This window comes from Flintibacter sp. P01028 (assembly GCF_041925235.1).
Classification (GTDB): domain Bacteria; phylum Bacillota; class Clostridia; order Oscillospirales; family Oscillospiraceae; genus Lawsonibacter; species Lawsonibacter aceti.
In genome coordinates this window covers 118,947-144,023 of sequence record NZ_JBHEVC010000007.1, presented here as the reverse complement: position 1 = coordinate 144,023, position 25,077 = coordinate 118,947, and the positions used below count along the sequence as shown (strand labels likewise).

27 protein-coding genes are annotated in these 25,077 nt (G+C 57.5%); 18 read left to right on the top strand and 9 right to left on the bottom strand.

The features are described 5' to 3' along the window. The first annotated feature begins 64 nt into the window (after window positions 1-64). The 17 genes from ACEVJK_RS12440 (at window position 65) to ACEVJK_RS12360 (ending at window position 14,802) form a co-directional block, all read left to right on the top strand. A complete protein-coding gene (locus ACEVJK_RS12440) occupies window positions 65-958 on the top strand; it encodes a ParB/RepB/Spo0J family partition protein (RefSeq protein WP_147572562.1) in 894 nt (297 codons plus the stop codon). After that, a complete protein-coding gene (locus ACEVJK_RS12435) occupies window positions 951-1,574 on the top strand; it encodes a hypothetical protein (protein WP_186853208.1) in 624 nt (207 codons plus the stop codon). The genes ACEVJK_RS12440 and ACEVJK_RS12435 overlap by 8 nt, the downstream gene beginning before the upstream one ends. 172 nt (window positions 1,575-1,746) lie before the next feature. Then, the gene (gene serS / locus ACEVJK_RS12430; protein WP_374740705.1) at window positions 1,747-3,048 is read left to right on the top strand and encodes a serine--tRNA ligase; all 1,302 of its coding nucleotides are present in this window, start codon (window positions 1,747-1,749) and stop codon (window positions 3,046-3,048) included. A 222-nt stretch (window positions 3,049-3,270) separates the two neighbouring features. After that, window positions 3,271-3,705, top strand: coding sequence for a large-conductance mechanosensitive channel protein MscL (gene mscL, locus ACEVJK_RS12425; protein WP_186853210.1), 435 nt, complete (start codon window positions 3,271-3,273; stop codon window positions 3,703-3,705). 1 nt (window position 3,706) lies between these two features. Then, the gene (locus tag ACEVJK_RS12420; RefSeq protein ID WP_147572553.1) at window positions 3,707-4,075 is read left to right on the top strand and encodes a hypothetical protein; all 369 of its coding nucleotides are present in this window, start codon (window positions 3,707-3,709) and stop codon (window positions 4,073-4,075) included. Window positions 4,076-4,099: 24 nt separating this feature from the next. Then, complete coding sequence (gene rsmG / locus ACEVJK_RS12415; protein WP_186853212.1) at window positions 4,100-4,813, top strand: 16S rRNA (guanine(527)-N(7))-methyltransferase RsmG; 714 nt, start codon at window positions 4,100-4,102, stop codon at window positions 4,811-4,813. Between the two features lie 105 nt (window positions 4,814-4,918). Next, window positions 4,919-5,653 carry an AAA family ATPase gene (locus ACEVJK_RS12410; protein ID WP_147572549.1) on the top strand — a complete coding sequence of 245 codons (735 nt, stop codon included), beginning with the start codon at window positions 4,919-4,921 and terminating at the stop codon, window positions 5,651-5,653. 173 nt (window positions 5,654-5,826) lie between these two features. Then, window positions 5,827-6,243, top strand: a complete 417-nt coding sequence (locus ACEVJK_RS12405) for a methylglyoxal synthase (RefSeq protein WP_147572547.1) — start codon at window positions 5,827-5,829, stop codon at window positions 6,241-6,243. Window positions 6,244-6,576: 333 nt separating this feature from the next. After that, window positions 6,577-7,944 (top strand): histidine--tRNA ligase, encoded by a 1,368-nt coding sequence (hisS, locus tag ACEVJK_RS12400; protein ID WP_374740704.1) that lies wholly within the window; start codon window positions 6,577-6,579, stop codon window positions 7,942-7,944. Between the two features lie 48 nt (window positions 7,945-7,992). After that, a complete protein-coding gene (locus ACEVJK_RS12395) occupies window positions 7,993-8,478 on the top strand; it encodes a hypothetical protein (RefSeq protein WP_374740703.1) in 486 nt (161 codons plus the stop codon). 86 nt (window positions 8,479-8,564) lie between these two features. Continuing rightward, window positions 8,565-9,029, top strand: a complete 465-nt coding sequence (locus tag ACEVJK_RS12390) for a hypothetical protein (protein WP_374740702.1) — start codon at window positions 8,565-8,567, stop codon at window positions 9,027-9,029. Between the two features lie 49 nt (window positions 9,030-9,078). After that, window positions 9,079-9,570 carry a hypothetical protein gene (locus ACEVJK_RS12385; protein WP_147572541.1) on the top strand — a complete coding sequence of 164 codons (492 nt, stop codon included), beginning with the start codon at window positions 9,079-9,081 and terminating at the stop codon, window positions 9,568-9,570. A 74-nt stretch (window positions 9,571-9,644) separates the two neighbouring features. Next, complete coding sequence (locus ACEVJK_RS12380) at window positions 9,645-10,154, top strand: hypothetical protein (protein ID WP_186853215.1); 510 nt, start codon at window positions 9,645-9,647, stop codon at window positions 10,152-10,154. 49 nt (window positions 10,155-10,203) lie between these two features. After that, the gene (gene aspS, locus ACEVJK_RS12375; RefSeq protein WP_240288862.1) at window positions 10,204-12,003 is read left to right on the top strand and encodes an aspartate--tRNA ligase; all 1,800 of its coding nucleotides are present in this window, start codon (window positions 10,204-10,206) and stop codon (window positions 12,001-12,003) included. A 228-nt stretch (window positions 12,004-12,231) separates the two neighbouring features. Further along, window positions 12,232-12,606 (top strand): desulfoferrodoxin family protein, encoded by a 375-nt coding sequence (locus ACEVJK_RS12370; RefSeq protein WP_240288863.1) that lies wholly within the window; start codon window positions 12,232-12,234, stop codon window positions 12,604-12,606. A 146-nt stretch (window positions 12,607-12,752) separates the two neighbouring features. Then, window positions 12,753-13,613, top strand: coding sequence for a fumarylacetoacetate hydrolase family protein (locus ACEVJK_RS12365; protein ID WP_147572535.1), 861 nt, complete (start codon window positions 12,753-12,755; stop codon window positions 13,611-13,613). Window positions 13,614-13,623: 10 nt separating this feature from the next. Then, window positions 13,624-14,802 carry a glycoside hydrolase family 3 protein gene (locus ACEVJK_RS12360; protein WP_147572533.1) on the top strand — a complete coding sequence of 393 codons (1,179 nt, stop codon included), beginning with the start codon at window positions 13,624-13,626 and terminating at the stop codon, window positions 14,800-14,802. Between the two features lie 151 nt (window positions 14,803-14,953). On the opposite strand, the gene ACEVJK_RS12355 is transcribed toward ACEVJK_RS12360, so the two are convergent. The 9 genes from ACEVJK_RS12355 to rpmH all read right to left on the bottom strand — a co-directional run bounded on the left by ACEVJK_RS12355 (window position 14,954) and on the right by rpmH (window position 23,119). Beyond that, window positions 14,954-15,898, bottom strand: coding sequence for an AEC family transporter (locus tag ACEVJK_RS12355; RefSeq protein WP_374740701.1), 945 nt, complete (start codon window positions 15,896-15,898; stop codon window positions 14,954-14,956). 98 nt (window positions 15,899-15,996) lie between these two features. Next, entirely contained in the window at window positions 15,997-17,259 is a 1,263-nt protein-coding gene (locus tag ACEVJK_RS12350) for a stage 0 sporulation family protein (RefSeq protein WP_147572529.1), read from the bottom strand. Window positions 17,260-17,342: 83 nt separating this feature from the next. Then, the gene (locus tag ACEVJK_RS12345; protein ID WP_374740700.1) at window positions 17,343-18,278 is read right to left on the bottom strand and encodes a DNA polymerase III subunit delta; all 936 of its coding nucleotides are present in this window, start codon (window positions 18,276-18,278) and stop codon (window positions 17,343-17,345) included. A gap of 30 nt (window positions 18,279-18,308) precedes the next feature. After that, window positions 18,309-19,628: an aminotransferase class I/II-fold pyridoxal phosphate-dependent enzyme gene (locus ACEVJK_RS12340; RefSeq protein WP_374740699.1), complete on the bottom strand. Its 1,320-nt coding sequence runs from the start codon at window positions 19,626-19,628 to the stop codon at window positions 18,309-18,311. Between the two features lie 62 nt (window positions 19,629-19,690). After that, window positions 19,691-20,677 (bottom strand): RNA-binding cell elongation regulator Jag/EloR, encoded by a 987-nt coding sequence (gene jag / locus ACEVJK_RS12335; protein WP_147572526.1) that lies wholly within the window; start codon window positions 20,675-20,677, stop codon window positions 19,691-19,693. A gap of 2 nt (window positions 20,678-20,679) precedes the next feature. Beyond that, a complete protein-coding gene (locus ACEVJK_RS12330; protein ID WP_374740698.1) occupies window positions 20,680-22,164 on the bottom strand; it encodes a YidC/Oxa1 family membrane protein insertase in 1,485 nt (494 codons plus the stop codon). A gap of 45 nt (window positions 22,165-22,209) precedes the next feature. After that, complete coding sequence (gene yidD / locus ACEVJK_RS12325) at window positions 22,210-22,428, bottom strand: membrane protein insertion efficiency factor YidD (RefSeq protein ID WP_147572524.1); 219 nt, start codon at window positions 22,426-22,428, stop codon at window positions 22,210-22,212. Next, a complete protein-coding gene (gene rnpA / locus ACEVJK_RS12320) occupies window positions 22,425-22,787 on the bottom strand; it encodes a ribonuclease P protein component (protein ID WP_186853222.1) in 363 nt (120 codons plus the stop codon). The genes yidD and rnpA overlap by 4 nt, the downstream gene beginning before the upstream one ends. A 197-nt stretch (window positions 22,788-22,984) precedes the next feature. After that, complete coding sequence (gene rpmH, locus ACEVJK_RS12315) at window positions 22,985-23,119, bottom strand: 50S ribosomal protein L34 (RefSeq protein ID WP_040649988.1); 135 nt, start codon at window positions 23,117-23,119, stop codon at window positions 22,985-22,987. A gap of 465 nt (window positions 23,120-23,584) precedes the next feature. Here rpmH and dnaA point away from each other — a divergent pair, with 465 nt between their 5' ends. After that, window positions 23,585-24,904, top strand: coding sequence for a chromosomal replication initiator protein DnaA (gene dnaA, locus ACEVJK_RS12310; protein WP_147572522.1), 1,320 nt, complete (start codon window positions 23,585-23,587; stop codon window positions 24,902-24,904). Window positions 24,905-25,077 lie beyond the last annotated feature (173 nt).

The window sequence follows — 25,077 nt, the reverse complement described above, 5'->3', positions numbered from 1 at the left end:
GCTCTTATGAATCAATATCGTTCCTCTCCGCACCCGATGTTTTACTCTGGAAAAGGAGTTTATTATGGCAAAACGAACCAAAGAACTGGGGCTGGGCCGTGGTCTTAACGCCCTGTTGGGCGACCCGGACCTCCAGCCCCAAGGCGAGGGCTCTGTATCCCTGCCCATTTCCCAGGTGGAGCCGGGACTGAACCAGCCTAGAAAGCGATTTGACGAGGCGGCATTGGCCGATCTCACTGAATCTATCCGAGTCCACGGCATTATTCAACCCCTTACGGTTCGGCGGCTGTCCTCCGGCTACTATCAGATTATCGCCGGTGAACGCCGGTGGCGGGCGGCCAAGGCCGCCGGGCTGGCCGAGGTGCCCGCCGTCATTATTGAGGCGGATGACCGGAAGGTCATGGAGCTGGGCCTGATTGAAAACCTCCAACGGGAGGACCTGAATCCGGCCGAGGAGGCTCGAGGCTATCAGGTCCTGATGGATGAATATGGTCTGACCCAGGAGCAGGTAGCTCAACAGATGGGCAAGTCCCGACCCGCCATCGCCAACACTCTGCGCCTGCTGGCTCTGCCGGATGAGGTGCTGGCGCTTCTGGAGGAGGGCATTCTTTCCGCCGGGCACGCCCGAGCCATTCTAGGCGCCCCCACCGCCGCCATTCAGAAGGAGGCGGCCCAGCGGGTAGCGGAGGGTCAGCTCTCTGTGCGCCAGACCGAAGCGCTGGTCAAGGCTCTTCAAAAGGAGCGTAATGAAAAGCCGAAGGCCGTCGGCCCCGACCTCTCCCTCTACCTGGGAGATCTGGAAAAGGACCTATCCGGCCGGCTGGGCCGGAAGGTGAAGATCGCCCACAAAGGAAAAAAGGGCCGGATCGAGCTGGAGTACTATGATGACCAGGACCTGGAAGCTCTCTTGACCCTGCTTCAGAGCCTCCACCGGGAAGGAGGTGGTGGGAATGGATGAGGAAAAAGATCAACAGGTAGGACAGGCCCCCCAGCCTGATTCACAGGATCTCCCCCCCTCTCCCGCCAAACGTGGGGACAAACCCATGACCAAGGGACAGCGGCAGCGCCGCCAGCGGTCGGTATTCCAATATATAGCCATCCTCTTTGCCGCCGCCTTCTTGCTGTTGCTGTACTCTTTCATGATGGAGCGGCGGCAATATCAGAGTTATCTGGAGCAAAACCAGGAGCAAATCGACAGCCTTCAGCAGTCCGCATCCGCCGTTCAGCGGTTGGATGCCCTGTACGAGGAGAATGCGAAGTTGAAGGAGCAGGTAGCGGACCTGGAGGAACAGTTGGCGGATGCCAATGACCAGTTAGATGTGCTGCCTGATGTTATCAGCCACCAGGAACATGTGCTCTCTGAAACCTGCCGCGCCCTAGACCACTTCTGGCAGATTGACGAGGCCTATGTTCGGGGGCGTTATTCCCTTTGTCGTGAGTTAATTCAGGAGATGGAAGCCACAGAAAATGGGCAGACACCGCTGAAAGACTATCTCCCTAAGGAGAGCACCACTGACAATGGCCGTTTTTCTCCCTATGACCGCTATCTGGAGATTTACGAGGCTCTTTATTAGGGCACTTGCTCTACCCTCAAGCTGAGGCCGAGCGCCAGGGAAATCTGTTTTGTGACTTAGAGACATGGGCGTTGGATCAGGAAAGCCCGCCAAGTCACTCCTTATCAAACTGACTTTCCCCCTGGAACGTTTCACGTGAAACATTACACTTAAATAAAGGAGAACGTATAAAATGTTAGATATTCGATTTGTCCGCGAGAACCCCGATGCCGTCAAAGAAAATATCAAAAAGAAATTCCAGGAGGCCAAGCTGCCCTTGGTTGATCAGGTCATTGCCCTGGACGAGGAGAACCGGGCCGCCGTTAGCGAGGCCAATGAGCTCCGCGCCAGCCGCAACGCCCTGTCCAAACAAGTGGGTATGCTCATGGGTCAGGCAAAAAAAGATCCCTCCAAGCTGGAGGAGGCGGAGGCGGTCAAGGCCCAGGTCAAGGCCAACGCCGACCGTCTGGCGGAGCTGGAGGCCAAGGAAACCGAGCTGGCCGCCCAGATCCGCAAGATCATGCTTCAAATCCCCAACATCATCGATCCCTCCGTCCCCATTGGCCCCGACGATTCCGCCAACGTAGAGGTAGAGCGGTTTGGGGAACCCAAGGTACCGGACTTCCCTATCCCCTACCACACTGAAATTATGGAGTCCTTCCGCGGCATCGACATGGACGCCGCCGGCCGGGTATCGGGCAACGGCTTCTACTATCTGCTGGGAGACATCGCCCGGCTGCATGAGGCAGTGCTGGCCTATGCCCGAGACTTTATGATCAACAAGGGCTTCACCTTCTGTATCCCTCCCTTTATGATCCATGGCAACGTGGTGGAGGGCGTCATGTCTCAGACTGATATGGAGGCCATGATGTACAAGATCGAGGGGGAGGACCTGTACCTCATCGGCACCAGCGAGCACTCCATGATCGGCAAATTTATTGACCAAATCATTCCTGAGGAATCCCTGCCCCAGACGCTCACCTCCTACTCCCCCTGCTTCCGCAAGGAGAAGGGCGCTCATGGCATCGAGGAGCGGGGTGTCTACCGCATCCACCAGTTTGAGAAGCAGGAGATGATCGTGGTCTGCCGGCCTGAAGACTCCATGGACTGGTACGAAAAGATGTGGCGCTACTCCGTAGAGCTTTTCCGCTCCCTGGACATCCCCGTGCGACAGCTGGAGTGCTGCTCCGGCGACCTAGCCGACCTGAAAGTCAAGTCCTGTGACATTGAGGCCTGGTCTCCCCGCCAGCAAAAATATTTTGAGGTGTGCTCCTGCTCCAATCTGGGTGACGCCCAGGCCCGCCGCCTGAAGATGCGGATCAAGGGGGAAAAGGGCACCTATCTGCCCCACACACTGAACAACACAGTGGTAGCTCCGCCCCGTATGCTCATCGCCTTCCTGGAAAACAACCTCCAGGCCGATGGCTCCGTGGTCATCCCCCAGGTCCTTCGTCCTTACATGGGTGGTCTGGAAGTCATGGTGCCTGAAAAGTAATTTAGCGATTGCGATATTCTATTTTGCAATATTTTTATTATATATTACAATTTGTATTGACCGTTCTGGAGCGATTTACAGCACGTCTTACCCTACCCCAAGTCATTTGGACCGCCGAAAATGGCTCCAGACGGGTCGCAGGCTTCAAACCGTTGCGGCCCAACGGTTTCCAGGTTCTCCCCTTTCCGGTAGGCCCATTCAGCAGATAGGAGGAAAGCAGGCATGAAAAAATTTTTGGAAGAATTCAAGGCCTTCGCTATGCGGGGCAATGTAATGGACATGGCCGTCGGCGTGGTCATCGGCGGCGCCTTTGGCAAGATCTCCACTTCCCTGGTCAATGACATCATCATGCCCCTAATCTCCATGATTACCGGCGGCATAGACTTCTCTGACTGGAAGCTGGTCCTCAACGAGGCGGTGATCGATACCCAGGGCACTGTCGTCACCCCCGAGGTGGCCATCAACTACGGCAACCTGATCTCGGTGATCCTGGACTTTATCATCATCGCGTTCGCCATCTTCTGTGTCATCAAGGCCATCAACCGGCTCCATAAGAAGCCGGAGGAGGTCCCCGTCGAGGAGCCCGCTCCCCCGGAGCCCAGCGCCGAGGAGAAGCTGCTCACCGAGATCCGTGACTTATTAAAGGAGAGATCCTAAAATGTCCGAGGAAAAGCTCCCGGAGGAGCATAAAGGGGAGGACCGGGGATATACCCCCGCTTCTCCCCTGAAAAGGACCATGGCCTGGATCGCCCTGGCCTATGTGCTCATCCTCTTAGCCCTGACCACCTACTACTTTTACACCGGCACTACTTTGGGTAATCTGGCCCCCTTGCTCACCGTTCCCGGCCTCATCGGCTTGGGGGCGCTGGCTCTGGTGAGCTGGCGGTCCACTGGTCGGCCACGCAAATGGCTCGCCATCCTGCTGGCTATTTTGTGCTGGCTGGCTGCCCTGGCCACTCTGCCCATCGGCATTGTGGGCCTGCTGTCAAACTTCAGCGGGTTCGACATCATTGCGTCAGTTTTCTGATCCCTGATTCTGGAGGAAGCAACCATGCGTGATATCATCGCCGCCGGCCTGGAGGAGCTGGGCCTGTCCCAACGAGTCCCACCGGAGGCACCGGAGCTGCTGGAGGCCTACGGCCGGGCGCTGCTGGAAAAAAACCAGGTCATGAACCTGACCGCCATTACCCAGCCCGACCAGGTGGCCCGGCTGCATATGCTGGACTGCGCAGCCCTGCTCAACTACGTCCACCTAGAGGGGAAAACGCTTCTTGACGTAGGTACCGGAGCCGGATTTCCCGGTCTGCCCTTAAAGATCCTCTGCCCCACCCTGGAGGTTACTTTACTGGACTCCCTGGGCAAGCGGGTCCGCTGGCTCCGTGAGGTGTCGGAGCAGCTTGGTCTGTCCGGTGTCACGGCCATCCACGCCCGAAGCGAGGAGCAGGCCCTGGTTAAAGGCTTTCGGGACTCCTTTGACTTTGTTACCGCCCGGGCGGTGGCCGACCTGCGGCTGCTGGCCGAGCTGTGCCTCCCCTTTGTGAAAGTGGGCGGCGTGTTCCTGGCCATGAAATCGGTGGACTGCGGCCCTGAAGTGGAGGGCGCCGCCCATGCTATCAAGCTGCTGGGTGGCCGGGTCCGGGACCAGGCGGACTATCAAATTCCCGGCACAGAGATCACCCACCGGGTTGTGGCCATCGAAAAGGTTGCTCCAACGCTCAAGGGCTATCCCCGGCGCTGGGCAAAAATTCAGAAAGAGCCGCTCTGACGAAAAGGCCTAAAAAAAACAGGTTTTAGACGAAAATTTTTTGTGAAATAGTTGACGAAATCCCAAATTGTGGGTACACTTGATTTGGTGAGTTAGGAGGTTTTTATGGGAACTGTCATTGCCGTCACCTCCGGGAAGGGAGGGACTGGAAAGACCTCCATCACCGGCGGCGTAGCCGCCTCCCTTGCTCTGATGGGCCACACGGTACTATGTATCGACATGGACATCGGCCTGCGTAATCTGGACATCACCCTTGGTCTCAGTGACCGGGCCCTGATGGACTTTTCTGACGTGGCGCTGGGCCGCTGTCCCCTGGCGAGAGGGGCTGTGGACCACCCCGATGTGAAGGGGCTGTCCCTACTCACTGCCCCTATGTCCCTGTCCCCCAGTCTGACCATCGACAAGGTCCGGGCCATGCTGGATACCGCCCGGGGGCAATATGACTACATCCTCATTGACTCCCCCGCTGGACTGGGGGCCGGCTTTCGGCTGGCCATCTGCGGAGCCGACCGAGCTCTGGTCATCGCTACCAATGATGCCTCCTCTTTGCGGGACGCCCAGCGTACAGTCTGCGAGCTGGAGAGTATCCGCCAGGTCCACCTGATCATGAATCGTATCCAGCCCAAGCTCCTCCGGAAGCTGCGGGCCACTATCGACGATGCCATGAACACCGCCGGCCTGCCTCTGATTGGGGTGGTGCCGGAGGACGATCAGGTCATGCTGGCCGCCAACCTGGGCCAGCCCTTGACCGCCCAGGGGCGACGGGGCGCCGCCTTGGCCTGCTGGAACATTGCCCTCCGTCTGGACGGCAATCAGGTTCCCATCATGCGCATCCGGTAACCCCCCTGGCCAAGACGCGCCCCTGGCCAGAAAAAATAGGAAGTATAATGGAAATACCCCGCCTACAGGGGTCCGTTTCCACAGGGCGGCCTACGGAAAAATAGATCAGTATTTTACGTTGGCCCCACAAAGCCTGGCGGCAAAGTCTCCGCCGGAGAAGGAGGTAACGCCTTATGAATATCGCGATCATGAGCCATACCAAAAAGCAGGATCTGATGGTCCAGTTCTGCACCGCCTACTGCGGCATCCTGTCCAAGCATACGGTATGCGCCACCAACGCCACCGGCCGCATGGTTATGGAGGCCACCGGCCTGCCCGTCAACCTGTTTTTATCCCATGAGCATGGTGGGATCGAGCAGATCGGCCAGCGCATCATTTATAATGAGATTGACCTGGTGCTGTTCTTCAACTCGCCTCTGGATAACGAGATGGATCAGAGCGTCCTCTACATCTCCCGGCTGTGTGACCAGCACTCCGTGCCCATGGCCACCAACGTGGCCACCGCCGAGCTGCTCATTCACGGGCTGGCCCGGGGCGACCTGGACTGGCGGGAGGGCATGAATCCCAATCGGGTCCCCTTTGCCCTATAAGGCTTGACTTTTCTTCCCCGCTGGGGTAAGATCGATAAATCACCGTGATGACGGCTCATTAGTATTCGGTATGTCGCCCAACAGAGAGGGGCCCCTTGGTTGAGAGGGCCCTAGGGTCCGGCTCCGGAGAAGACAGTGCCACCAGCGGGCCCGGAGACGGGTGCGGTCCCCTTCCCGCAACAGAAGGTCAGAGGGACGCCGGAGGCGTCTGAAATTGGGTGGCACCACGAAGCGTTCCGCGCTCTCGTCCCAATCATGGGAGGAGAGCGTGTTTTTTATTCTAACCAGCCAATCCCATTACTTCATTTCCACCAAAGAAAGGATCTTGATACCATGAGCAAAGTACAGCCCCGCACCCTGTCCGGCTTTATGGAGCTGCTGCCTCCGCAGCAAGCCCAGTTTGAGCGGATGGCGGCCATTCTGCGCGAAACTTACTCTCTCTATGGCTTCACCCCCTTGGATACCCCACTCATCGAGTCTAGCGAGGTGCTGCTGGCCAAGGGAGGAGGAGAGACAGAAAAACAGATCTACCGCTTTATGAAGGGGGACACGGATCTGTCCCTCCGCTTTGACCTGACCGTTCCCCTGGCCAAGTATGTAGCCCAAAACTATGGCCAGCTCACCTTTCCCTTCCGCCGCTTCCAGATTGGCAAGGTCTATCGGGGAGAGCGGGCCCAGCGGGGCCGATTCCGGGAGTTCTATCAGGCGGACATCGACGTTATTGGCGATGGCAAACTGGACATCTCCAACGAGGCGGAGATCCCCGCCATCATCTATCAGGCCTTTTCCAAAATGGGCCTGCGGCGCTTCCAGATCCGGGTGAATAACCGGAAGATCCTCAATGGCTTTTACGCCATGCTGGGGTTGACAGACAAGTCCGGAGACATCATGCGTACCGTGGACAAGCTGGACAAGATCGGCGGGGAGAAGGTAGCCGCCCTCCTCACTGGGGAGGACATCGGCCTCACCCAGGACCAGGCCGATGAGATCCTGAAATTCATCGCCATCAAGGGCTGTAACGGAGAAGTCCTTGCCGCTCTGGAGGGCTATCGGGGCCGTCACGCGCTCTTTGACACTGGACTGGACGAACTGCGGACCGTCACAAAGTACCTGGCCGCCTTTGGCGTGCCGGAGAGCCACTTTGCCGTGGACCTGACCATCGCCCGTGGGCTGGATTACTACACCGGAACCGTCTACGAGACCACCATGCTGGACCATCCGGAAATCGGTTCCATCTGTTCCGGCGGCCGATATGATAACTTGGCGGAATATTATACCGATAAACAACTCCCCGGAGTTGGAATTTCCATCGGCCTGACCCGCCTGTTCTTCGTTCTGGAGGATCAGGGCTATCTGAATCAGGATCTGAACACCGCCCCCGCCGACGTGCTCATCCTGCCCATGACCGAGGACCTCTCCCCCGCCATCTCTTTGGCCACCACCATGCGGGATGCCGGTATCCGTACCCAGATCCACGGGGAACAGAAAAAATTCAAGCAGAAGATTTCCTATGCCGATAAGCTGGCTATCCCCTATGTCGTCTTTCTGGGAGAGGACGAGATCCGCGCCGGCGTGGCCGCTGTCAAGGATCTGCGTACCGGCGAGCAGGTGAAGCTGCCCTCCGTTGAGGCCGTGGCCCATATCCGAAGGGGGTTGGAACAACTGAATCGGGGCACACCCATCCGGGACCGGGAAAGCTGAGCCGTCCGCTGACGAGATCTTCCTCTCCGCCGCAAAAAGGGGGTTACCATGAAAGCTGTCAAAAAGTGTTCTTACATCTTATTCCTGGCAGTCGGTCTTCTCCTGGCGTTATTTTTAGGGTTTCGGTGGCTGGATCGATCCAGAGAGTTTTCCTCCCTCCTTCCGTTTTCTCTCCAGGAAGTCACTGCGTGCTACGCTACCCTCGAATGTTTCTATCCGGACGACCCGGCTCAGGAGAAATCTCTCCACACCCAGCTCACCCAGACACAGACTCAGGATCTTCTGGAGCGGCTCTCGCAATCCACCTACCGGCGGGAGGGCTCCGCCAGCGGGCTCTCCACGGAAACAAACTCTCTGATCCGGATCTATCTCCACACCTCCGGCTCCAGCCACTCGGAGCTGATGCTGAACGGAGAACTCCTGCTGGTCAACCCCCTTACCTATCGGGGCGATTCCGTTACCTACCGCCCGGAGGGGGACAGTCTGGCCCAATATCAGGCGCTTTCAGCCTTTTTGCAGTCGTGTATGGAGTAACGCACCCGACTCTAAGCAGCCCCTCCCTGCCCGGGGCCCTGGATGGCGGAATTGCAGTCTACCTACTTTCTGAAGGAATAAAAAAGATGAAGAAAAAAGCCATTTTTTCTTTGGTCATCCTGGTACTTGTCATGGTTGCCGGAACGCTATATTGTCTGATGGGGCAGACTACCTTTGACAATGCTTTTCAGGGCTATGATATAGAGCCGCCCGCAATACCGACAGATTCTTTCACTGTGGTTCGCCAGGGTACTTTCCCCGGTTTCAGCGATACCCCTGTCACCTTTGATGAGGGACAGAACTATCGGGAACTTCTAACCGCTCTCCGAGGGCAGGACTATCTCCCCTTCCCCTCCCTGCCCGGGGCCCCGGACGGCGGGATTGCAGTTTACTATCTTTCCGGCTGTACCCCGGAGTGCATGGCCTACTGGGACGGCACCTTTCTCTGGCTGCCGGCCTCAGCGCCAGGGAGGTGGAACCGCTTTCTTCCCCTTCCGCCCCACTCGCTGGGGGAACATCTGGAGAAGATCAGCGTCGGCCAAACCCCATAGAACGCAGCCGTTCCCCTATCCAACACGAATCACAGAGAGGAGTGCTGCCATGATGAAAAACCAGTTGAAGCAATTTCTCATCGCCGGGGCTGTGCTGGCCGTTCTGGCCGCCCTTTTCTTTGGATGGCGCAGCTGGTACTATCGGCCCCAGACTCTGGCTGATATCCTTCCTCTCTCCCCAGAGGACATTGAGGCCTGCGACGTACAGATGGACTATTCCGACCGGGAAAACGCACTCTGCTTTGATTTGACCACCGGGCAGTTCCATGAACTGCTGGACCTGCTCTCCAGTACGACTTATCAAGTCCCCGGAAAAAATATTGGGATCCCGGAGGACACCGTTCAAATCACCCTGGACCCTCATGCGCGGGTCTTTTTCCACTCCGGCGGCCGCCACATGGAACTCATCCTCCCCGGCAACCTAATCTTAGTCAACCCCCTGGCTTTCCCTGGCAAATCCAGGACTTATCTCCCCGATGGCAACCAGGAATTTCAACAGGAGGTCATCGCCTTTCTGGAAAGCTGCCAAAACGGCGCTTAACGATATACTTTTAGCAATCTTACTATACGATATAAATTGGAGTTGATTTTACTGACCAAAAAAGGAGCATTTTAATGAAAAAGAAGCGTATTTCACTTCTTATTACTCTTGCAGCCGCCCTCACTATTGCTGGGCTGTGGTACTTTTGGCCCCGTAGCCTCTGGGATATCCTCCCCTACTACACTCAGCCGGAAGAGGCATTCACCTCCTGCTATGCCATCCTCTCCCCCTTTGACCCGGGCGACGGTCTGCCTATCCAGACAGTGGAATTCCCTCTCGATTCCCCGCCCTATGACCAGCTAAAAGAACTGCTGGACTCCTCCTCTTATCGGCGGGGTCTCTCCGATCTGTTCCGCCTGGGTCGGGCCTCCGACACCCAGGTAGTCACCCTGTCCCCATACGCCGTTTCCATCTACTTCCGTCGGGGGGAGCTCCAGTGGTCCATTGACTTCTGGGGCCCACGGGCGGTGGCCAACAGTAGCACTGGGGCCAGCCGGACCTATCACCCCACAGGAGGGACCACTTTTCAGCAGGAGGTGGTAGACTTCATTGCCTCCCATGCCCCAAAACCGACCGTCATGTAATACAATTTGATATTATTTTTATAAATAATACGATTTGGAGTTGATTTTTATGGATAACCTTCAGAACTTTCACCGCACCAACTACTGCGGGGACCTGCGCCTGTCCGATGTCGGCAAGACGGTTTCCCTCTGCGGCTGGGTCCAGCGCCAGCGGGACCTGGGCGGCCTGATCTTCGTGGACCTGCGGGACCGCACTGGGCTGGTCCAGCTGTCTTTCGACGACAGCACCGACAAGGCCATCTTTGAAAAGGCCGCCTCTCTCCGGGCGGAGTTTGTGGTGGCCGCCACCGGACTGGTGCGGGAGCGTGAGTCCAAGACCAACAAGATCGCCACCGGAGATATCGAGGTCTATGTCACCCAGCTGCGCCTGCTGGCCAAGTCCGAGACCCCTCCCTTTGAGATTGTGGAGCACTCCAAGGCCAATGATATGCTGCGGCTGAAGTACCGCTATCTGGACCTGCGCCGCCCGGAGATGCAGGCGGCCATCGCCACCCGCCACAAGATCACCAAGATCTGCCGGGACTACTTTGATGAGCAGGGCTTTTTGGAGATTGAGACCCCCGTCCTCACCAAGTCCACCCCCGAGGGCGCACGGGACTATCTGGTCCCATCCCGGGTACACCCTGGCAAGTTCTATGCCCTGCCCCAGTCCCCCCAGCAGTACAAGCAGCTGCTGATGCTGTCCGGCTTTGACCGTTACTTCCAGATCGCCCGGTGCTTCCGGGACGAGGACCTGCGGGCCGACCGCCAGCCTGAGTTTACCCAGATCGACCTGGAGATGTCCTTTGTCAACGAGGACGACATCATGTCCATCCAGGAGGGCTTTTTGAAGCGGGTATTCAAAGAGGTGCTGGATGTGGATGTTCAGACCCCCTTCCAACGTATGCCCTGGCAGGAGGCCATGGACCGCTTCGGCTCTGACAAGCCCGACCTGCGCTTCGGCTTTGAGCTTACCGACATCAGCGACATTGTAAAGGACTGCGGCTTCGGCGTGTTCTCCGGTCCAGTGGCAGGCGGCGGCTCCGTCCGGCTGATCAACATCAACGGTCACGCTGCCGACTTCCCCCGGAAGAAAATCGACAAGCTGGTGGACTTCGTCAAGACCTATAAGGCCAAGGGCTTGGCTTGGACAAGGATGGTGGACGGCCAAGTGACCTCCTCCTACGCCAAGTTCCTCACTGAAGAGGAGAACAAGGCCATTCTGGACCGGGCCGGCGCCAGGGACGGCGACCTGATCCTCATCGTAGGCGACGAGAAAAACGACGTGGTATGGGCCGCCCTGGGCGCCCTGCGGTGCGAAGTAGCCCGTCAGCTGAATATCCTGGACCCCAAGGACTTCCGCTTCCTGTGGGTGACCCAGTTCCCCATGTTCGAGTGGTCTGAGGAGGAGGGCCGCTACCAGGCCATGCACCACCCATTCACCGCCCCCATGGTAGAGGACGAGGACAAGATCCTCACCGATAAAGCCCACTGCCGGGCCCGGGCCTATGATATCGTTCTTAACGGCACCGAGCTGGGCGGCGGCTCCATCCGCATCAACACCCCGGAGATGCAGGAAAAGGCGTTCCAGGCTCTGGGTATCAGCGAGGAGGACATTCAGGAGCGCTTTGGCCATCTGGTCAACGCCTTCAAGTTCGGCGCTCCCCCTCACGGCGGCCTGGCCTATGGTCTGGACCGGCTGTGTATGCTGATGGCCGGCGCTCCCTCCATCCGGGACGTCATCGCCTTCCCCAAGGTGCAGAACGCCTCTGACCTAATGATGGCCTGTCCGGACTTTGTGGATGACAAGCAGCTGGACGATTTGAGCATTGCTGTCACCCGCAGGGAACAGGATGAGCCGGAAGCCTGATTCTCCTGTCCTGTCATCCACAAAATTCTATTTTGTAGAGAGAAACGCCAAACAATTAGGTGCCCTACCCGTCGCTGTTATCCACATGGAAAAAACCGCCGGGGAGAAATCGCCTCTCCCCTGGCATCCACCGGAGTCCCATGTACCATGGGACTCCGGTTTTTTTATAGTCACTGCCAGGTCCACCGCATAGAATATCTCAGTATTACGGGAAAGGAGCCTTTTACAATGAATTTTTACGCCGTTTCCCCTCACAGCGAGGTCGTCACCTTTCTGAATAATTTTGGTACCCCCATCTCCTCCTGCGGGCGGCGGATGCGGCCTCTGGCCTCCGGCTCTGGTGGAGGTTCTCCAGAGGTCCACGTCCCCATCTTGTCTATCAACGGGAACGAGGTCACTGTCCATGTGGGCACTCAGCCCCACCCCATGCTATCTGTCCACTATATTCAGTGGATCGTGCTGGAGTGTGCTAACAGTAGGCAGTGCCGCTTTTTGGTCCCCGGTCAGGAGCCCAAGGCTACGTTTCTGCTAACCGACGGCGACCAGGTGGAAGCTGCTTACGCCTACTGCAATATACACGGATTCTGGGCCTCTCAGCGGTAGAATGGATGGCCACCTGCCTTTTCTACGGTTCTCCTTGCCGTTCCCCGGCGGATATGCTACCATAGTGGTACCGGAACCCTGTCCCGCCACCGATGCCAGCCCTTCGCGGGACTGCCCCTGATTTGATACAAAAGGAGAGATCGTTTATGAAACTGGTGCAATTTTGGCGCAATGGAAGGCCCGCCCTGGGACTCCAGACCGAAAGAGGGGTGGTAGACGCGGCTGCCGAGGCCACCCGCCTGGGCGTCACGGTCCCAGAAGATATGGCCGCCGCCATTGCCCTCCCCGCTGGCGAGCTGGAGCGGCTGCTGACCCCCCTGCTCCAGGACCCTCAGTGTTTTACCGGCGCTCCCCTGGCCCCGGTGGTCACTGGCACAGACCGTATCTTTTGCATCGGTCTAAACTACCGCCAGCACGCCAAGGAGTGTGGTCTGCCCATCCCCCCTGCCCCGGTGCTGTTCAACAAGTTTTCCAACGCTTTGGCTGCCCATGGGGACTGTGTCAAGCTGATTCCAGATTACAAAGAGTATGATTATGAGGCAGAATTAGTATCTGTAATCGGAAAACCCGCCCGGAACGTGTCCGAAGAGGATGCCCTGGACTATGTTTTTGGCTACACCTGCGGCAACGACCTGTCCACCAGGGACCTGCAGTTTGCCCGGGGCGGCCAGTGGGTGCTGTCCAAAACCTTCGACGGTTTTGCCCCCGTGGGCCCATGCCTGGTCCCTGCCGGAGAATTGGACCCCAACCATCTGGACATCTCCAGCACGGTCAACGGGGAGGTGCGGCAGAGCTCCAATACCTCGGACATGATCTTCCCCCTGGCCCAGATCATCGCTGACCTGTCCCATCACTTTACTCTGATGCCCGGAGATCTGATTTTCACCGGCACCCCCCAAGGTGTGATGCACGGCTATCCCGCTGACCAAAAGAGCTGGTTAAAGCCGGGCGACTGGGTGGAGGTGACCATCCAGGGCATCGGCACTCTGCGTACCACATTCTGTTAAGGAGCATACCATGAAACGATGTCTCTCCCTGCTCCTACTCTTTTTTCTGCTGACAGGCTGTACCTCCGCGCCTGAGACCTCCTCTGAAGGCCCTGACGAGCCAGCCGTCCCGGCGGGGCCCTCTATCTCAACCACCGAACCCTCTACCTCCCCAGAGGAAGTCCCCGACCCCCGGCGGGAGACCATTGACCGCCTCCTCTCCTCCATGACATTGGAGGAAAAAGTGGGGCAGATCTTCTTTGCCCGCTGCCCACAGGAAGATGGAGCCGCTCTGGCCAGCCAGTACCATCTGGGGGGATATATTCTGTTCGGCCGGGATTTTAAGGACAAGACCGCGGAGCAGGTCAAGGAGGATATCGCCTCCTACCAGTCGGCTGTGGAGATCCCTATGCTAATCGGCGTGGACGAGGAGGGGGGCACTGTGGTCAGGGTCAGCTCCAACCCAAAACTACGGCCCCAACGGTTCCAGTCCCCCCAGGCGTTGTATGAACAGGGCGGGATAGAAGCTATCCTGGCTGACACACAGGAAAAGGACGAGCTGCTCCGCTCTCTTGGCATCAATGTGAATTTTGCCCCGGTGGCCGATCTGTCCACGAATCCCGACGACTTTATTTACGACCGCACGCTGGGTCAGGGCGTAGAGGAAACCGGCGATTACATCGCCCAGGTGGTAGAGCAGATGTCAGTGGATACCATGGGCTCTGTGCTAAAGCATTTCCCAGGTTATGGAGACAATGTGGACACCCACACCGGCATCGCCCTGGACCAACGGCCGCTGGAGCTGTTTTGGGAGCGGGATCTCCTCCCCTTCCAGGCCGGCATCCAGGCCTCCTCCAACCATGGGATGACCGCCGTGCTGGTATCCCACAATATCATGGCGGCTCTGGACCCGGATCTCCCCGCCTCCCTCTCCCCAGCGGTCCACCAACTGCTGCGGCAGGGCTTGGGCTTTGAGGGAGTGGCGCTCACTGACGACCTGGCCATGGACGCCATAGATCAGTATGCCGCTGACGGCTCCGCCGCTGTTCTGGCCCTGCTGGCTGGCAACGATATGCTGGTCACCACTGACTTTCAGGAACAGATCCCCCAGATCCTCCAGGCACTGGAGGACGATGTCATCCCCCAGGAGCTGTTGGACCGGGCCGTGGAGCGGGTACTGGGCTGGAAATACGATCTGGGCCTGCTGTAAGCAGCCTAGGCCGTCGGCCCTCCATTCGCTGCCCCTGTTAAACCAGAATAGGAAAGCCGGCGAGTAATTATACTCGCCGGCTTTTTATTCCACCCATTTTTCAAACTCAGTACCAACCAATTTGGTGCCAAACTGGTCCTGGGTCCACTCCTCATCCCAGACCCAGCATTAAAAAGGGAATCGTCACTAGACAGACTAGCACGGACAAGCAAGCTCCAGCAGCAGCGTACTCCTCGTCTGCGCCATAGGCCCCAGCCAGCACAGGAACTTGGCTGACCACCGGCAGAGCGCTCTCCACCACAAAGACATCCCGGGCCAGCCCACTGACACCGAACAGCATACAGAATAGCCAGCAAATCACCGGGGAAAGCCCCAGACGTATCACCAGCATAACAGGCAGTCCGGGCATCAGTCTCAAATTTTTCAGCCCCAATTCATAGAGAATAAACCCGCAGTAAATTAACGCGAGAGGGGAAACTGAATCCCCGATGTACTCCGCGAACCGCATCACCGGCTCCGGCAATTTCAGATCCGCTACTAGGAGCAGTAAGGACAATAGAAGGGCAAGAATAGGCGGCTTTGTCACCAAGTCCCAAAAAAAGCCGGTCACTCCGCCTCTAGAGGCCGGTCTGTCTCCCGACCGTTCAATAAGCAAGATCCCAACCGACTGTACAAAAATGGTGTTGGCCAGATAATATAGCATCACATAAGGCATACATACCTGACCAAACAACTGAGTACAGACCGGGATGCCAATAAACAGGGTATTGGACAACCCAGCCATAGCCACAAAGACGCCCCACCGCTTCCGCGGCAGATGGAGCAGGGCTGCGGCAGCGGTAGATATCAGCAGTGTGACCCCCACTCCCAGGACTCCAGACGCCACCAGAAGTCCAGCCTGGGCCAAATCATTATGGCTCAGATTATCCAGCAGTCCCACCACACAGTTGCATGGTACTGCGATGTTTACGATGTACCGGCTGACAAATCGCTTCTCCCTAGTGGTCATCCAGCCCTTGACTCCCATAAAGTAGCCCACAGACATGAGCATCAGCAGCACTGACACAGCGGACAGCGCGTGGAGGAAGCCATCCATCCCTTTCCACCTCTTCTCAAATCAAAAGCAAGGACCCGGCCCTCTCCGCGAATAGACCGGGTCCCTATCTCTCTGCCACAGTGCGATGGGAGCAGAGCTCACTCCTGGGGCTGTTCACTCCTGGGGCCGCTGCCCCCTCTAGGCCGGCGGCGGCGGCGACGGCTGTTCCGCTTCTCGCTCCCCTCGGTCCCGGCGGACTTGGGCTGCCCCTCGCCGCTCTGAATCTCCTGGGGCCGCTGCTCCTTCCGCTCCTGGCGGGGGCGGTCCTCCGTAGTACGGCCCTCCTGCTCTCCAGCGGTACGCCGCTCCCCTCTGGGTCGGCGGCGGCGACGGCGTTCCCGGCGCTCCTCGCCCCCCTCCTGCTCCACAGCGGGCGGGGGTGGGGTCTGGCTCTCCTCCCGGCGGCTGAAAACCTCCTCCAGCGCGGCGGCCAGAGAGGAGCCCTCACCGCTGAACTCCCGCTTCTCCTCCGGGGCGTCCTCTACTTTACGGCGCAGCTGGGCCAACTGCTCCAAAGGTGGCTCCACATAGCCCTCCGGCCGCTTTCCCTTCCCATTTCGGATCACACACAGTTCACAGTTATGGTAGCATTTGGGGGTCTCCGGTGCCGACTCCAGCCGAACTTGGACTGTTTGACGGAGCAGGTTAACGCTGGACACAGTGCCCGCTCCGTCTGGAGTTTCCACAAAAGACTCCTGCTTCGGGGCGTGCTTCACCAGGTCCTCATATGCCTCCTGCTCGTACTTCAAGCAGCACATCAATCTGCCACAGGTACCCGATATCTTGGTGGGATTCAGGGACAGGTTCTGCGTCTTTGCCATTTTGATAGACACAGGCTGGAATTCATCCAAAAATTGGGAGCAGCAGAAGGGCTTTCCACAGATGCCTAATCCACCCAGCATCTTGGCCTCGTCCCGCACGCCGATCTGGCGCAGCTCGATACGGGCGTGGATGGCCCCGGCCAGGTCCTTGACCAGCGCCCGGAAGTCCACCCGCCCTTCGGAGGTAAAAAAGAACAACACCTTGCTGCCATCAAAGCTGTACTCCGCCTTGACCAGCTTCATATCCAGGCCATGCTCGGCAATCTTCTGCTGGCAGATGGAAAAGGCTTTCTTCTCCTTCTCTCGGTTGGCCTCTACTGTCTGCCGATCCTCCTCCGTGGCCACCCGGATCACCGGGCGCAGGGGGGCGGTGAGCTCGATCTCATCGATCATAGAGTTTGCTTGTACACACTCACCGTACTCCGTACCCCTGGAGGTCTCCACGATGACCCCGTCCCCTATCTGGAACTGCCGTCCATCGGGGTTGAAATAATATTGCTTTCCGCCGCTTTGAAAGCGGACGCTGATGATCTCTACCATAGGGGATTCTCCTTCTTCTCTCCAGAGTGGATACGCGGGGCCGGCGGCTGTGCCGCCTTTTCCCCGCTCCGCTCCCGGAGTTCTCACTCCTTTATGAACATCCCGGCACATAACCAGCCAGCCATCTGACCGGAATTGGCGTTGAGCTGTGAGGCCCTCCTCAGCTGATGGACCAGCTCTACTCCCCGGAGGGATCTACGGCGGTCGCCGCTCCTACCAATTCGGGCACCTAGAGCCGCCTCCAGACTGTCCAGCAGTCGGTTCAGCTCCTCCCGGTCCATCCTATCCAAAACCATGGCCGCCTCAAAGAGCTGCAGCTCCGTACCTTCCTCCACGGCCTGGGCCAGCCGGTCCGCCTGCTCCTCTCTGGTCCTGGTTTTCTCGTCGGTCCCAGACAGCCGGTCCACCGCCCGGCCCAGAACACCCTGGCAATCCAGGGCGGCTGTCTGGATCTCCTCCAAGCTTTTTTGGGGAAAGCGGTCCTTCAGCCAGCTCTGGCACTGGACCACAGAAACAGGGGACAGCACCAGTTCCTCGCACCGGGAGCGCACTGTCTGAAGCAGTCCCCCCCCGTTCTCCGCCAACAGCAGAAAGACGGCATATCCAGGGCCCTCCTCCAACAGCTTCAACATGGCATTCTGGGCGGAGGCATTCATCTGGTCTGCCCCTTCCAGCAGATAGATTTTCCGATTCCCCTCGTTAGGACGTATATATGCGTCGCTTCGGAGGGCTCGGATCTGATCCACGGTGATAGGTTTGCCCTCCTCCGGGCCGGAAATAATCTCAAAATCTGGATGGATTCCAGCGGTTATCTTTTTGCATGGGGAGCATTTTCCACAGGGCCTGCTGCCGCTATCGGACGTACATACCATAGCGGCGGCCAGCAGCCGGGCCAAAGTATGCCGGCCGGAGCCGGTTGGACCTGAAATAATGTAGGCGTGGGCCAGGCCGCGGCCGCTCTCCTGCTGGGAGAGCTGCTCCTTCAACCTGTCGTTGCCAGCCAAGGCCGAAAATTCCATAACCTTCCTCACTTGTGGGAACATTCTCCATCAGAGGGCGGCAATCCGCACCTCTGATTTTATATTATATCCTATTTGTTTCAAATAGGCCAGCGATTTTTTTGAGATTACCTCGCCGGGAGCCACTACTGGTACTCCCGGAGGGTAAGGCGCAATCTGACAGGCGGCCACCTCCCCCTCACAGTCCTCCAGCGGCCAGACCCGGCTGGGGGCAAAGAGAGCCTGCCGGGGAGACATGGCCTGCTCCGGCAGAGGCGGAGCTGGAATGGGCGGACAGGGTCCCATCTGCTCCCGCAGCTCCTCCAGCCGCCTCTCCAGCGCACTCAGGGAAAAGCTGTTATCAAAGGGGGTACAGATAAAGACCACATGGCCCCCGTCCTCCATCTCTGGATAAACGCCGCGCTTCTCCAGCGCACGGGTAAAAGCGGGACCGTTCTGGACGCTGAGAACAAAGCGGGTGGGATCCAGTGACAGTCTTTTTTCTCTTAGGGAGGGGAATTGCTCCCGCAGCTGTGCCACCCGGAGAGCGGTCCGGCGGTAGTCGTGATGTCCCCATTTGACCATCCACTCTCGGGCCGTGTCCATGCTGGCCATAATGGGATAGGAGGGACTGGAGGTGCCAAAGACCGAGGCCAACTGCCGCACCCGGTCCGGGTCCATCCCATTGGTAAAGAGCAGGGCCCCTTGTCCCAGGGTGGGAAGGGTCTTGTGGGCAGACACTACAACTCCATCCGCTTCCCAGAAGGGAGCCAGACCTAGGAAGGGCAGATGGGCGCCGTGGGCGCCGTCTACAAAAAGTTTTCCACCATGGGCGTGAACGAGACGAGAAATTGTGCCAACATCTGATAACACACCGGCATATGTTGGAGAAGTAATACAAACTGTTTTTATTTTAGGACATTGGCACAGCATATTTTCCACAGTTTCCGGGGAAATCGGACCGATCAGGCTTTCCTCTCCCAGCCAAGGGCGCTCCAGATAGATGGGCTCCAGATCCAGCAGAGCCATGGCGTTAAACACCGCCCGGTGGCAGTTTCGGTCCACTAGCACTTTACTCCCCGGCGGACAACACAGGGCCAGTCCGGTGTGGATGCCCTGGGTAGAGCCGCCGGTGAGAAATTGGCAGTATTCAAAGCCAAACTCCTTTGCCCATAGAGCCTGGGCGGAAGCAAAGGGCTCACCCCCTTCGTACAGGTTCCCGGTAGGGGGCAGCTCGGTGAGGTCAATGGGGGTCATCCACTTCAGCTCCGCCATCAGGGGAACAGGCCCTCCCTTGTGCCCCGGCATATGGAATCGGAAAGGCTCTTGGTCCGCGTACTTTTTCACCGCGTCATATAAAGGCGTAGGCATGGGACACCTCCAACTGAAAAAAAGCGGCGGGAGAAAATTTCTCCCGCCGCCCGTGCATTCTCTTATTTCTGACCGGGAGCATAGGCCACCACAGTGCGGCGGTTGGGCTCCACACCGGTGGAGTAGGTGGTAACATTGGGATAGTCCTGAAGAGCAGTGTGAATCACATGGCGCTCATAGGCATTCATGGGCTCCAAAGTCATATTCTTCCGGTACTTGACCACCTTGCCAGCTACCTTCACCGCCAGGCGCTGAAGGGCCTCCTCCCGCTTGGAGCGATAACCTTCAGCGTCCACGTGGATACGGACCCGCTTAGACTGACCATGATTGATGGCGTAGTTTGTCAGCTGCTGAATAGCGTCCAGCGTTTCTCCCCGGCGGCCGATGATAGCCCCAAGATCCTGCCCCTGGAGACGCACCTTATAGTTGCCCTCCTCGGTGACAAAAATCTCAGGAGCGGCCTGCACATTCAGGTGCTCCATCAGACCGGTGAGGAATGTGGCAATCTTCTGGGCCTTCTCATCGTCCTCAGATACGGGGACCGCGGGCGTTTCTGTCCGCAGGGGTTTGTGCTCCCTGCTGCTGATAAGCACCTCATCTCCCTCCTGGAGCTGGCCAGGCGCGGGACGGCGCTTACCCTCATTCCGGCGGTCCCGGCGGGGCTGCTGGCTCTTCCAGCCAGGTTTAGCGGACAAAATAGTCTCCTCTTCCACAGGGGCGGCGGGTTGTTCCTCTTCCTTCTCCTGGACAGGAGCGGCAGACAGCACACGCTCCTCCCTGGGCTGAGGCTTTTTCTCCACCTGTCTGGGCTTCTCCTGGCGGACAGAAATCTCCTCCAGCAGGTCCTCCATCATAGGCTTGGGAGAGCCATCCTCCACCTCATAGCTCACACGGACCTTGGCGGGGTTGCTGCCAAAACCCAGAAATCCGGATTTTGCCCGCTCAATCACTTCAACAGACACATCGTCCCGGTCCAGGCCCAGCTGGAACAGGGCGGCGGAGATGGCATCCTCCTCAGAGCGTCCGGTGGTCTCAATCCACTTGATCATAGTCAGATACCCTCCTTCTTCTCGTCCTCATCCGGCACTTCGACCTCGATTTCCTCTACCTCGACCTCGATTTCCTGAGTCTCGGCTTCCTCGGTCACTTCAGCGGCAGAGGACATCCGCTCCTCCACAGCCTGGGCGGACTGGACATCTAACTCCTCCTGAGCTGGGGCTTCAGCCGCCGGCTGCTCCGTCTGAACGGGAGCGGCAGGCTGTTCCGCCTGGGACTCAGGGGCGGGCTGACCCTTCTTTTTTCCCTTGGCGGCGGCCTGAGCCTCCATCTGGGCACGGATCAGGATATTGGGATCCTGATAGGGTGTGACGCCGCCAAACCGGCCGGGTATATAAGCCCTGCCCCTGGCGTAGGCTCGGATGCCCTCCCGGCTGTCCTCCTTGTTGACGCCCTCCTGATCGGGTTCCTCATCTTTTTTCTTCTTCTGACCAGACTTTTTCTTGCCCTTGTTCTGCTTCTCTTCCTCGATGCGGCGGGCCCGCTCCAGACGAGCCTCCTCCTTACGGCGCTTTTCCTCTTCCTTCTCCTGGCGCTCCCGCTCTTCAGCGGCCAGCCGGGCAGCCTCATAGTCCTTCTTCAGCATCCTGCCGCAGATGACCTCCTGGGCCATGGTGACGAAATACTGGGCCACCCAGTAGACAGACAGGCCGGCAGGAACGGTAAAGCCGATCCACAGAGACATCAGCGGCATCATCCACATCATTATTTTATTCGTCTGGTCCATCTGGGCATTCTGAGTCTTGGTATTCATCTTGTTGGTGGCCATGGACACCTTCATGGATAGGAAGGACACTCCGGTGGACACCAAGGGCAGGAGAAACAGGCCAATCGAACTCCATTTCAGGCCGCCGGTCCAGAATTTCCAAGTGGGGATGAGGGACAGGTCCAGACCCAGGAACTGGAAGTTCATAACAAATAAGCCGCTGCCGGCCTCACCCAGGGCAGCCTGGAGCGAAGCCAGATTGGAGTCATTGATCAGGGACAGCAGATACAGCTGATTATAGGCGCCGTTCTCAAAGACGCCGCCGGCCTTGTCCATCATGGCCTGGGTCACCCAGCCCTGGGTGACCGCTACGGTATCCCAGTTTAGCAGCTGGGCCACTTCCTTGATCTGGTCCATAGACAGGTTCATGAAGTAGGTGATCGGCTCGCGGATAATGCCATACAGCGCGATGAGCACAATCATAGGGATCAGGGACCACAGGCAGCCGCCCATGGGGTTGACCTTCTCCCGCTCGTAAAGTTTCTGTACCTCAAGGTTATAGCGCTCCCGATCTTTGCCGTACTGCTTTTGCAGCTGCTGCATCTTGCCGGAGAGCAAATTCATCTGGATCATGCTCTTCTTGCTCTTCAGAGAAACAGGGAAGAGAATGAGCTTAATCACAATGGCGAACAGGATCAGGGCCAGGCCGTAGCTGTTAAAGATATTATAAAAGGTCAGCAGCAGCCAGGCAAAGGGTTTTAGTATGATACCCACAATGTTACCTCCACAAATCAGGTTGGGGCGGCGGGCCCGGTCTCGTTACGGGACAGGATCATATTGGATCGATCTCTGCCGGTGGAAGGGGTGGCACCGAAGGATGCGGCGCAGGGCCAGCCAGCCTCCCTTGAGAGCGCCGTATTTCTCCACTGCCTCCAGGGCGTAGGCAGAGCAGGTGGGGATAAAGCGGCAGCAAGGGGGGCGCAGGGGCGAGATATTGCGCTGGTAGGACCGGATGAGCTTCAGGAGCAGCCATTTCATGGCCTGTCCTCCTTTTTGTCGGACTGGGCCATAAGTCCCAACTTCTTCATCTGCTGGAGAAAACTGCGCTCCAGTTCCCTGTACCGGCCAAAGATGGCCCGCGTCCGGGCCACTACCACGATGTCGAAACCTGGGAGGAACTTCTCCTCATTGGTACGGTACAGCTCCCGGATACGGCGGCGGACAAAGTTGCGCTTCACAGCGTTGCCCAGCTTCACGCCAGTGGTAATGCCCAGCCGGCTCTGGTCCCGGCCTGTTTTGCGGCAATATACCACAAAATAAGGGGACACCGCACTTTTTCCTTTGTTGTACAGGCGGCGGAATTCATGATTCTGTTTCAATGAAACGGTGTGCTTCATGATACGCCTCCCTCTGTCCAGGGCATCTCCATTGGTTTACAGGAATCTCCGTATGTGCGTTTGGGGCGGGGGATCAGATCCCACGCCCCTTCTGCCCGATCTATAAAATCGTGTCCTCTCACCGCATCTGCATCAGATCCGGTCTTCCGCTCATCCCAGGATGGTTTTGCGGGACGACTCTGGTCCCGCCAGTCTCATCAGTGGGTCAGGCGGGCGCGGCCCTTGGCGCGGCGGCGAGCCAGCACCTTGCGGCCATTGCGGGTGGCCATACGCTTGCGGAAGCCGTGCTCCTTGGAACGCTGGCGCTTCTTGGGCTGATAGGTACGAAGCATGGGGGACACCTCCTCATTTGATCTCAAGCCGGCTTTCCCGGCCCAACAACAGTTTCCAAAGAAACTGCGGTCTGCTCTTTCCGGCGCCGGATAGACCCCGGCCGGTATTTCCGCAAAAATGGGTACAATAGCCCCTTTGCAGGAAAGCGTTACTCATTATAGACGATGATGGGACCTGATGTCAACCATCTTTTTTATCATCTGAGTCAACTTTTTTCTCTCTTTTTCCTCATATCTCTACATCTTGTGTCAGATATCTTTCCTATACACAAATTGGACTATTTTTTTCCCTTACATTATAAATAAAAATAAAGGGAAATCCTTGCGGTCCAGCCCCAATTTTGGTATAATGTTCAGTATGGAAAATCCTATTTTCAGGAACATCCCGATGAAACCGACCAGCCGCCTTCTCTGTGCAGGGGAAGGCGCTTTCCAAGTTTTCAGACTGTTTTAAGGAGGACTCCAATGAACCCTGCCGACGATATCTGGGCAAAGGTCATCGAACTGATGAAGCAGCAAGGCCTGAGCCCTACCACCATCAAAACATGGTTTGACGACGCGAAAGCCGTATCCCTCACTGAGGACAGTTTTACCATATCGACCCCAAACGACTATACTCAGAGCGTGATTAAATCCCTCTATATTCCGAAGATCGAGGCAGCCCTGAAAGAACTGTTTTCTATGGACCTGAAGGTGGTGGTCCTGACGGAAAAAGAGCTGGAGAATACCAGCGCGGCTAAACAGGATATCCTGTTTCCCGGCACCAGCGATTATACCTTCGAGCGATTTGTGGTAGGCTCCTCCAACCGATACGCCTACTCCGCCGCCCGGGCGGTGGCCGATATTCCGGGCCGGGCGGGCTACAACCCGCTGTTTATCTACGGCGAATCCGGACTGGGCAAGACCCATCTACTCTACGCCATCGCCCACACCATCCACGCCAACCATCCAGACTATAAGATCGTCTACATCAAGGGGGACACCTTTACCAACGAGCTGGTAGCCGCCATCCGAGAGGGCCGCAATCAGCAGTTTCGGGAGAAATACCGGGAGGCGGATGTCTTTCTGATGGACGACGTTCAGTTCATCGCCGGCCGGGAGTCCACCCAGGAGGAGATGTTCCACACCTTCAACACCTTGTACGAGGCCGGGCACCAGATCGTATTCACCTCTGACCGCCCCCCAAAGGAATTGCTTCGGCTGGACCAGCGACTTCAGACCCGATTCGAGCAGGGCCTGCCCGCCGATATCAAGCCTCCCGACTATGAGACCAGAATGGCCATCATTAAAACTAAGGCTGTCCGTATGGGGCTGGACCTGCCCGAATTTCTGCTCCAACTCATCGCCGAGAACATTACCGCCAACGTGCGGCAGATCGAAGGGACCATCAACAAGATCATGGCTTACCGGGATCTGATGGGCGCCACTGTGGACAAGGACACCGTGGTCCGGGCGGTAAAAGATATGTTCAAGGAAAAGTCGGATATCCTGCCCACAGCGGATGTTATCATTGACGAGGTATGCAAGTTCTACAACATAGAACCTACCATTCTACGGGGCCAAGGCCGGTCCAAGGACATCGTGTTGGCCCGCCAAATCGCTATGTATCAGATCCGAAGGATGACCAACCTCTCTCTGGACGAGATCGGCCAGGAGTTCAGCGGCCGGGATCACAGTACAGTCATCCACTCCATCCGTCAAATCGAGGAGTCCATCAAAAGCGACTCGGAAAAGGCGGAGATTGTCAAGGACATCACTGCCAACATCAACAGCCGGTACGAATAAAGAAGCGCGAAGGATAGACCCATAGGAGATCTTGAAAAAATCAGAGAACACATAAGTTATCCACCTTTTTTTGTGGATTATCTGTTGACCAATGTGGATAATTTTTTCTCTGTGGAAAAGAGCTTTTCTCTATCCACATCCCCTGTGGAAGCTATTTTCTTACTCCCCCAGAG

Coding starts and splice junctions, on each gene's coding strand:
- ACEVJK_RS12440 (WP_147572562.1), top strand. CDS start 65: ATGGCAAAACGAACCAAAGAACTGGGGCTGGGCCGTGGTCTTAACGCC.
- ACEVJK_RS12435 (WP_186853208.1), top strand. CDS start 951: ATGGATGAGGAAAAAGATCAACAGGTAGGACAGGCCCCCCAGCCTGAT.
- serS (WP_374740705.1), top strand. CDS start 1,747: ATGTTAGATATTCGATTTGTCCGCGAGAACCCCGATGCCGTCAAAGAA.
- mscL (WP_186853210.1), top strand. CDS start 3,271: ATGAAAAAATTTTTGGAAGAATTCAAGGCCTTCGCTATGCGGGGCAAT.
- ACEVJK_RS12420 (WP_147572553.1), top strand. CDS start 3,707: ATGTCCGAGGAAAAGCTCCCGGAGGAGCATAAAGGGGAGGACCGGGGA.
- rsmG (WP_186853212.1), top strand. CDS start 4,100: ATGCGTGATATCATCGCCGCCGGCCTGGAGGAGCTGGGCCTGTCCCAA.
- ACEVJK_RS12410 (WP_147572549.1), top strand. CDS start 4,919: ATGGGAACTGTCATTGCCGTCACCTCCGGGAAGGGAGGGACTGGAAAG.
- ACEVJK_RS12405 (WP_147572547.1), top strand. CDS start 5,827: ATGAATATCGCGATCATGAGCCATACCAAAAAGCAGGATCTGATGGTC.
- hisS (WP_374740704.1), top strand. CDS start 6,577: ATGAGCAAAGTACAGCCCCGCACCCTGTCCGGCTTTATGGAGCTGCTG.
- ACEVJK_RS12395 (WP_374740703.1), top strand. CDS start 7,993: ATGAAAGCTGTCAAAAAGTGTTCTTACATCTTATTCCTGGCAGTCGGT.
- ACEVJK_RS12390 (WP_374740702.1), top strand. CDS start 8,565: ATGAAGAAAAAAGCCATTTTTTCTTTGGTCATCCTGGTACTTGTCATG.
- ACEVJK_RS12385 (WP_147572541.1), top strand. CDS start 9,079: ATGATGAAAAACCAGTTGAAGCAATTTCTCATCGCCGGGGCTGTGCTG.
- ACEVJK_RS12380 (WP_186853215.1), top strand. CDS start 9,645: ATGAAAAAGAAGCGTATTTCACTTCTTATTACTCTTGCAGCCGCCCTC.
- aspS (WP_240288862.1), top strand. CDS start 10,204: ATGGATAACCTTCAGAACTTTCACCGCACCAACTACTGCGGGGACCTG.
- ACEVJK_RS12370 (WP_240288863.1), top strand. CDS start 12,232: ATGAATTTTTACGCCGTTTCCCCTCACAGCGAGGTCGTCACCTTTCTG.
- ACEVJK_RS12365 (WP_147572535.1), top strand. CDS start 12,753: ATGAAACTGGTGCAATTTTGGCGCAATGGAAGGCCCGCCCTGGGACTC.
- ACEVJK_RS12360 (WP_147572533.1), top strand. CDS start 13,624: ATGAAACGATGTCTCTCCCTGCTCCTACTCTTTTTTCTGCTGACAGGC.
- ACEVJK_RS12355 (WP_374740701.1), bottom strand. CDS start 15,898: ATGGATGGCTTCCTCCACGCGCTGTCCGCTGTGTCAGTGCTGCTGATG.
- ACEVJK_RS12350 (WP_147572529.1), bottom strand. CDS start 17,259: ATGGTAGAGATCATCAGCGTCCGCTTTCAAAGCGGCGGAAAGCAATAT.
- ACEVJK_RS12345 (WP_374740700.1), bottom strand. CDS start 18,278: ATGGAATTTTCGGCCTTGGCTGGCAACGACAGGTTGAAGGAGCAGCTC.
- ACEVJK_RS12340 (WP_374740699.1), bottom strand. CDS start 19,628: ATGCCTACGCCTTTATATGACGCGGTGAAAAAGTACGCGGACCAAGAG.
- jag (WP_147572526.1), bottom strand. CDS start 20,677: ATGATCAAGTGGATTGAGACCACCGGACGCTCTGAGGAGGATGCCATC.
- yidD (WP_147572524.1), bottom strand. CDS start 22,428: ATGAAATGGCTGCTCCTGAAGCTCATCCGGTCCTACCAGCGCAATATC.
- rnpA (WP_186853222.1), bottom strand. CDS start 22,787: ATGAAGCACACCGTTTCATTGAAACAGAATCATGAATTCCGCCGCCTG.
- rpmH (WP_040649988.1), bottom strand. CDS start 23,119: ATGCTTCGTACCTATCAGCCCAAGAAGCGCCAGCGTTCCAAGGAGCAC.
- dnaA (WP_147572522.1), top strand. CDS start 23,585: ATGAACCCTGCCGACGATATCTGGGCAAAGGTCATCGAACTGATGAAG.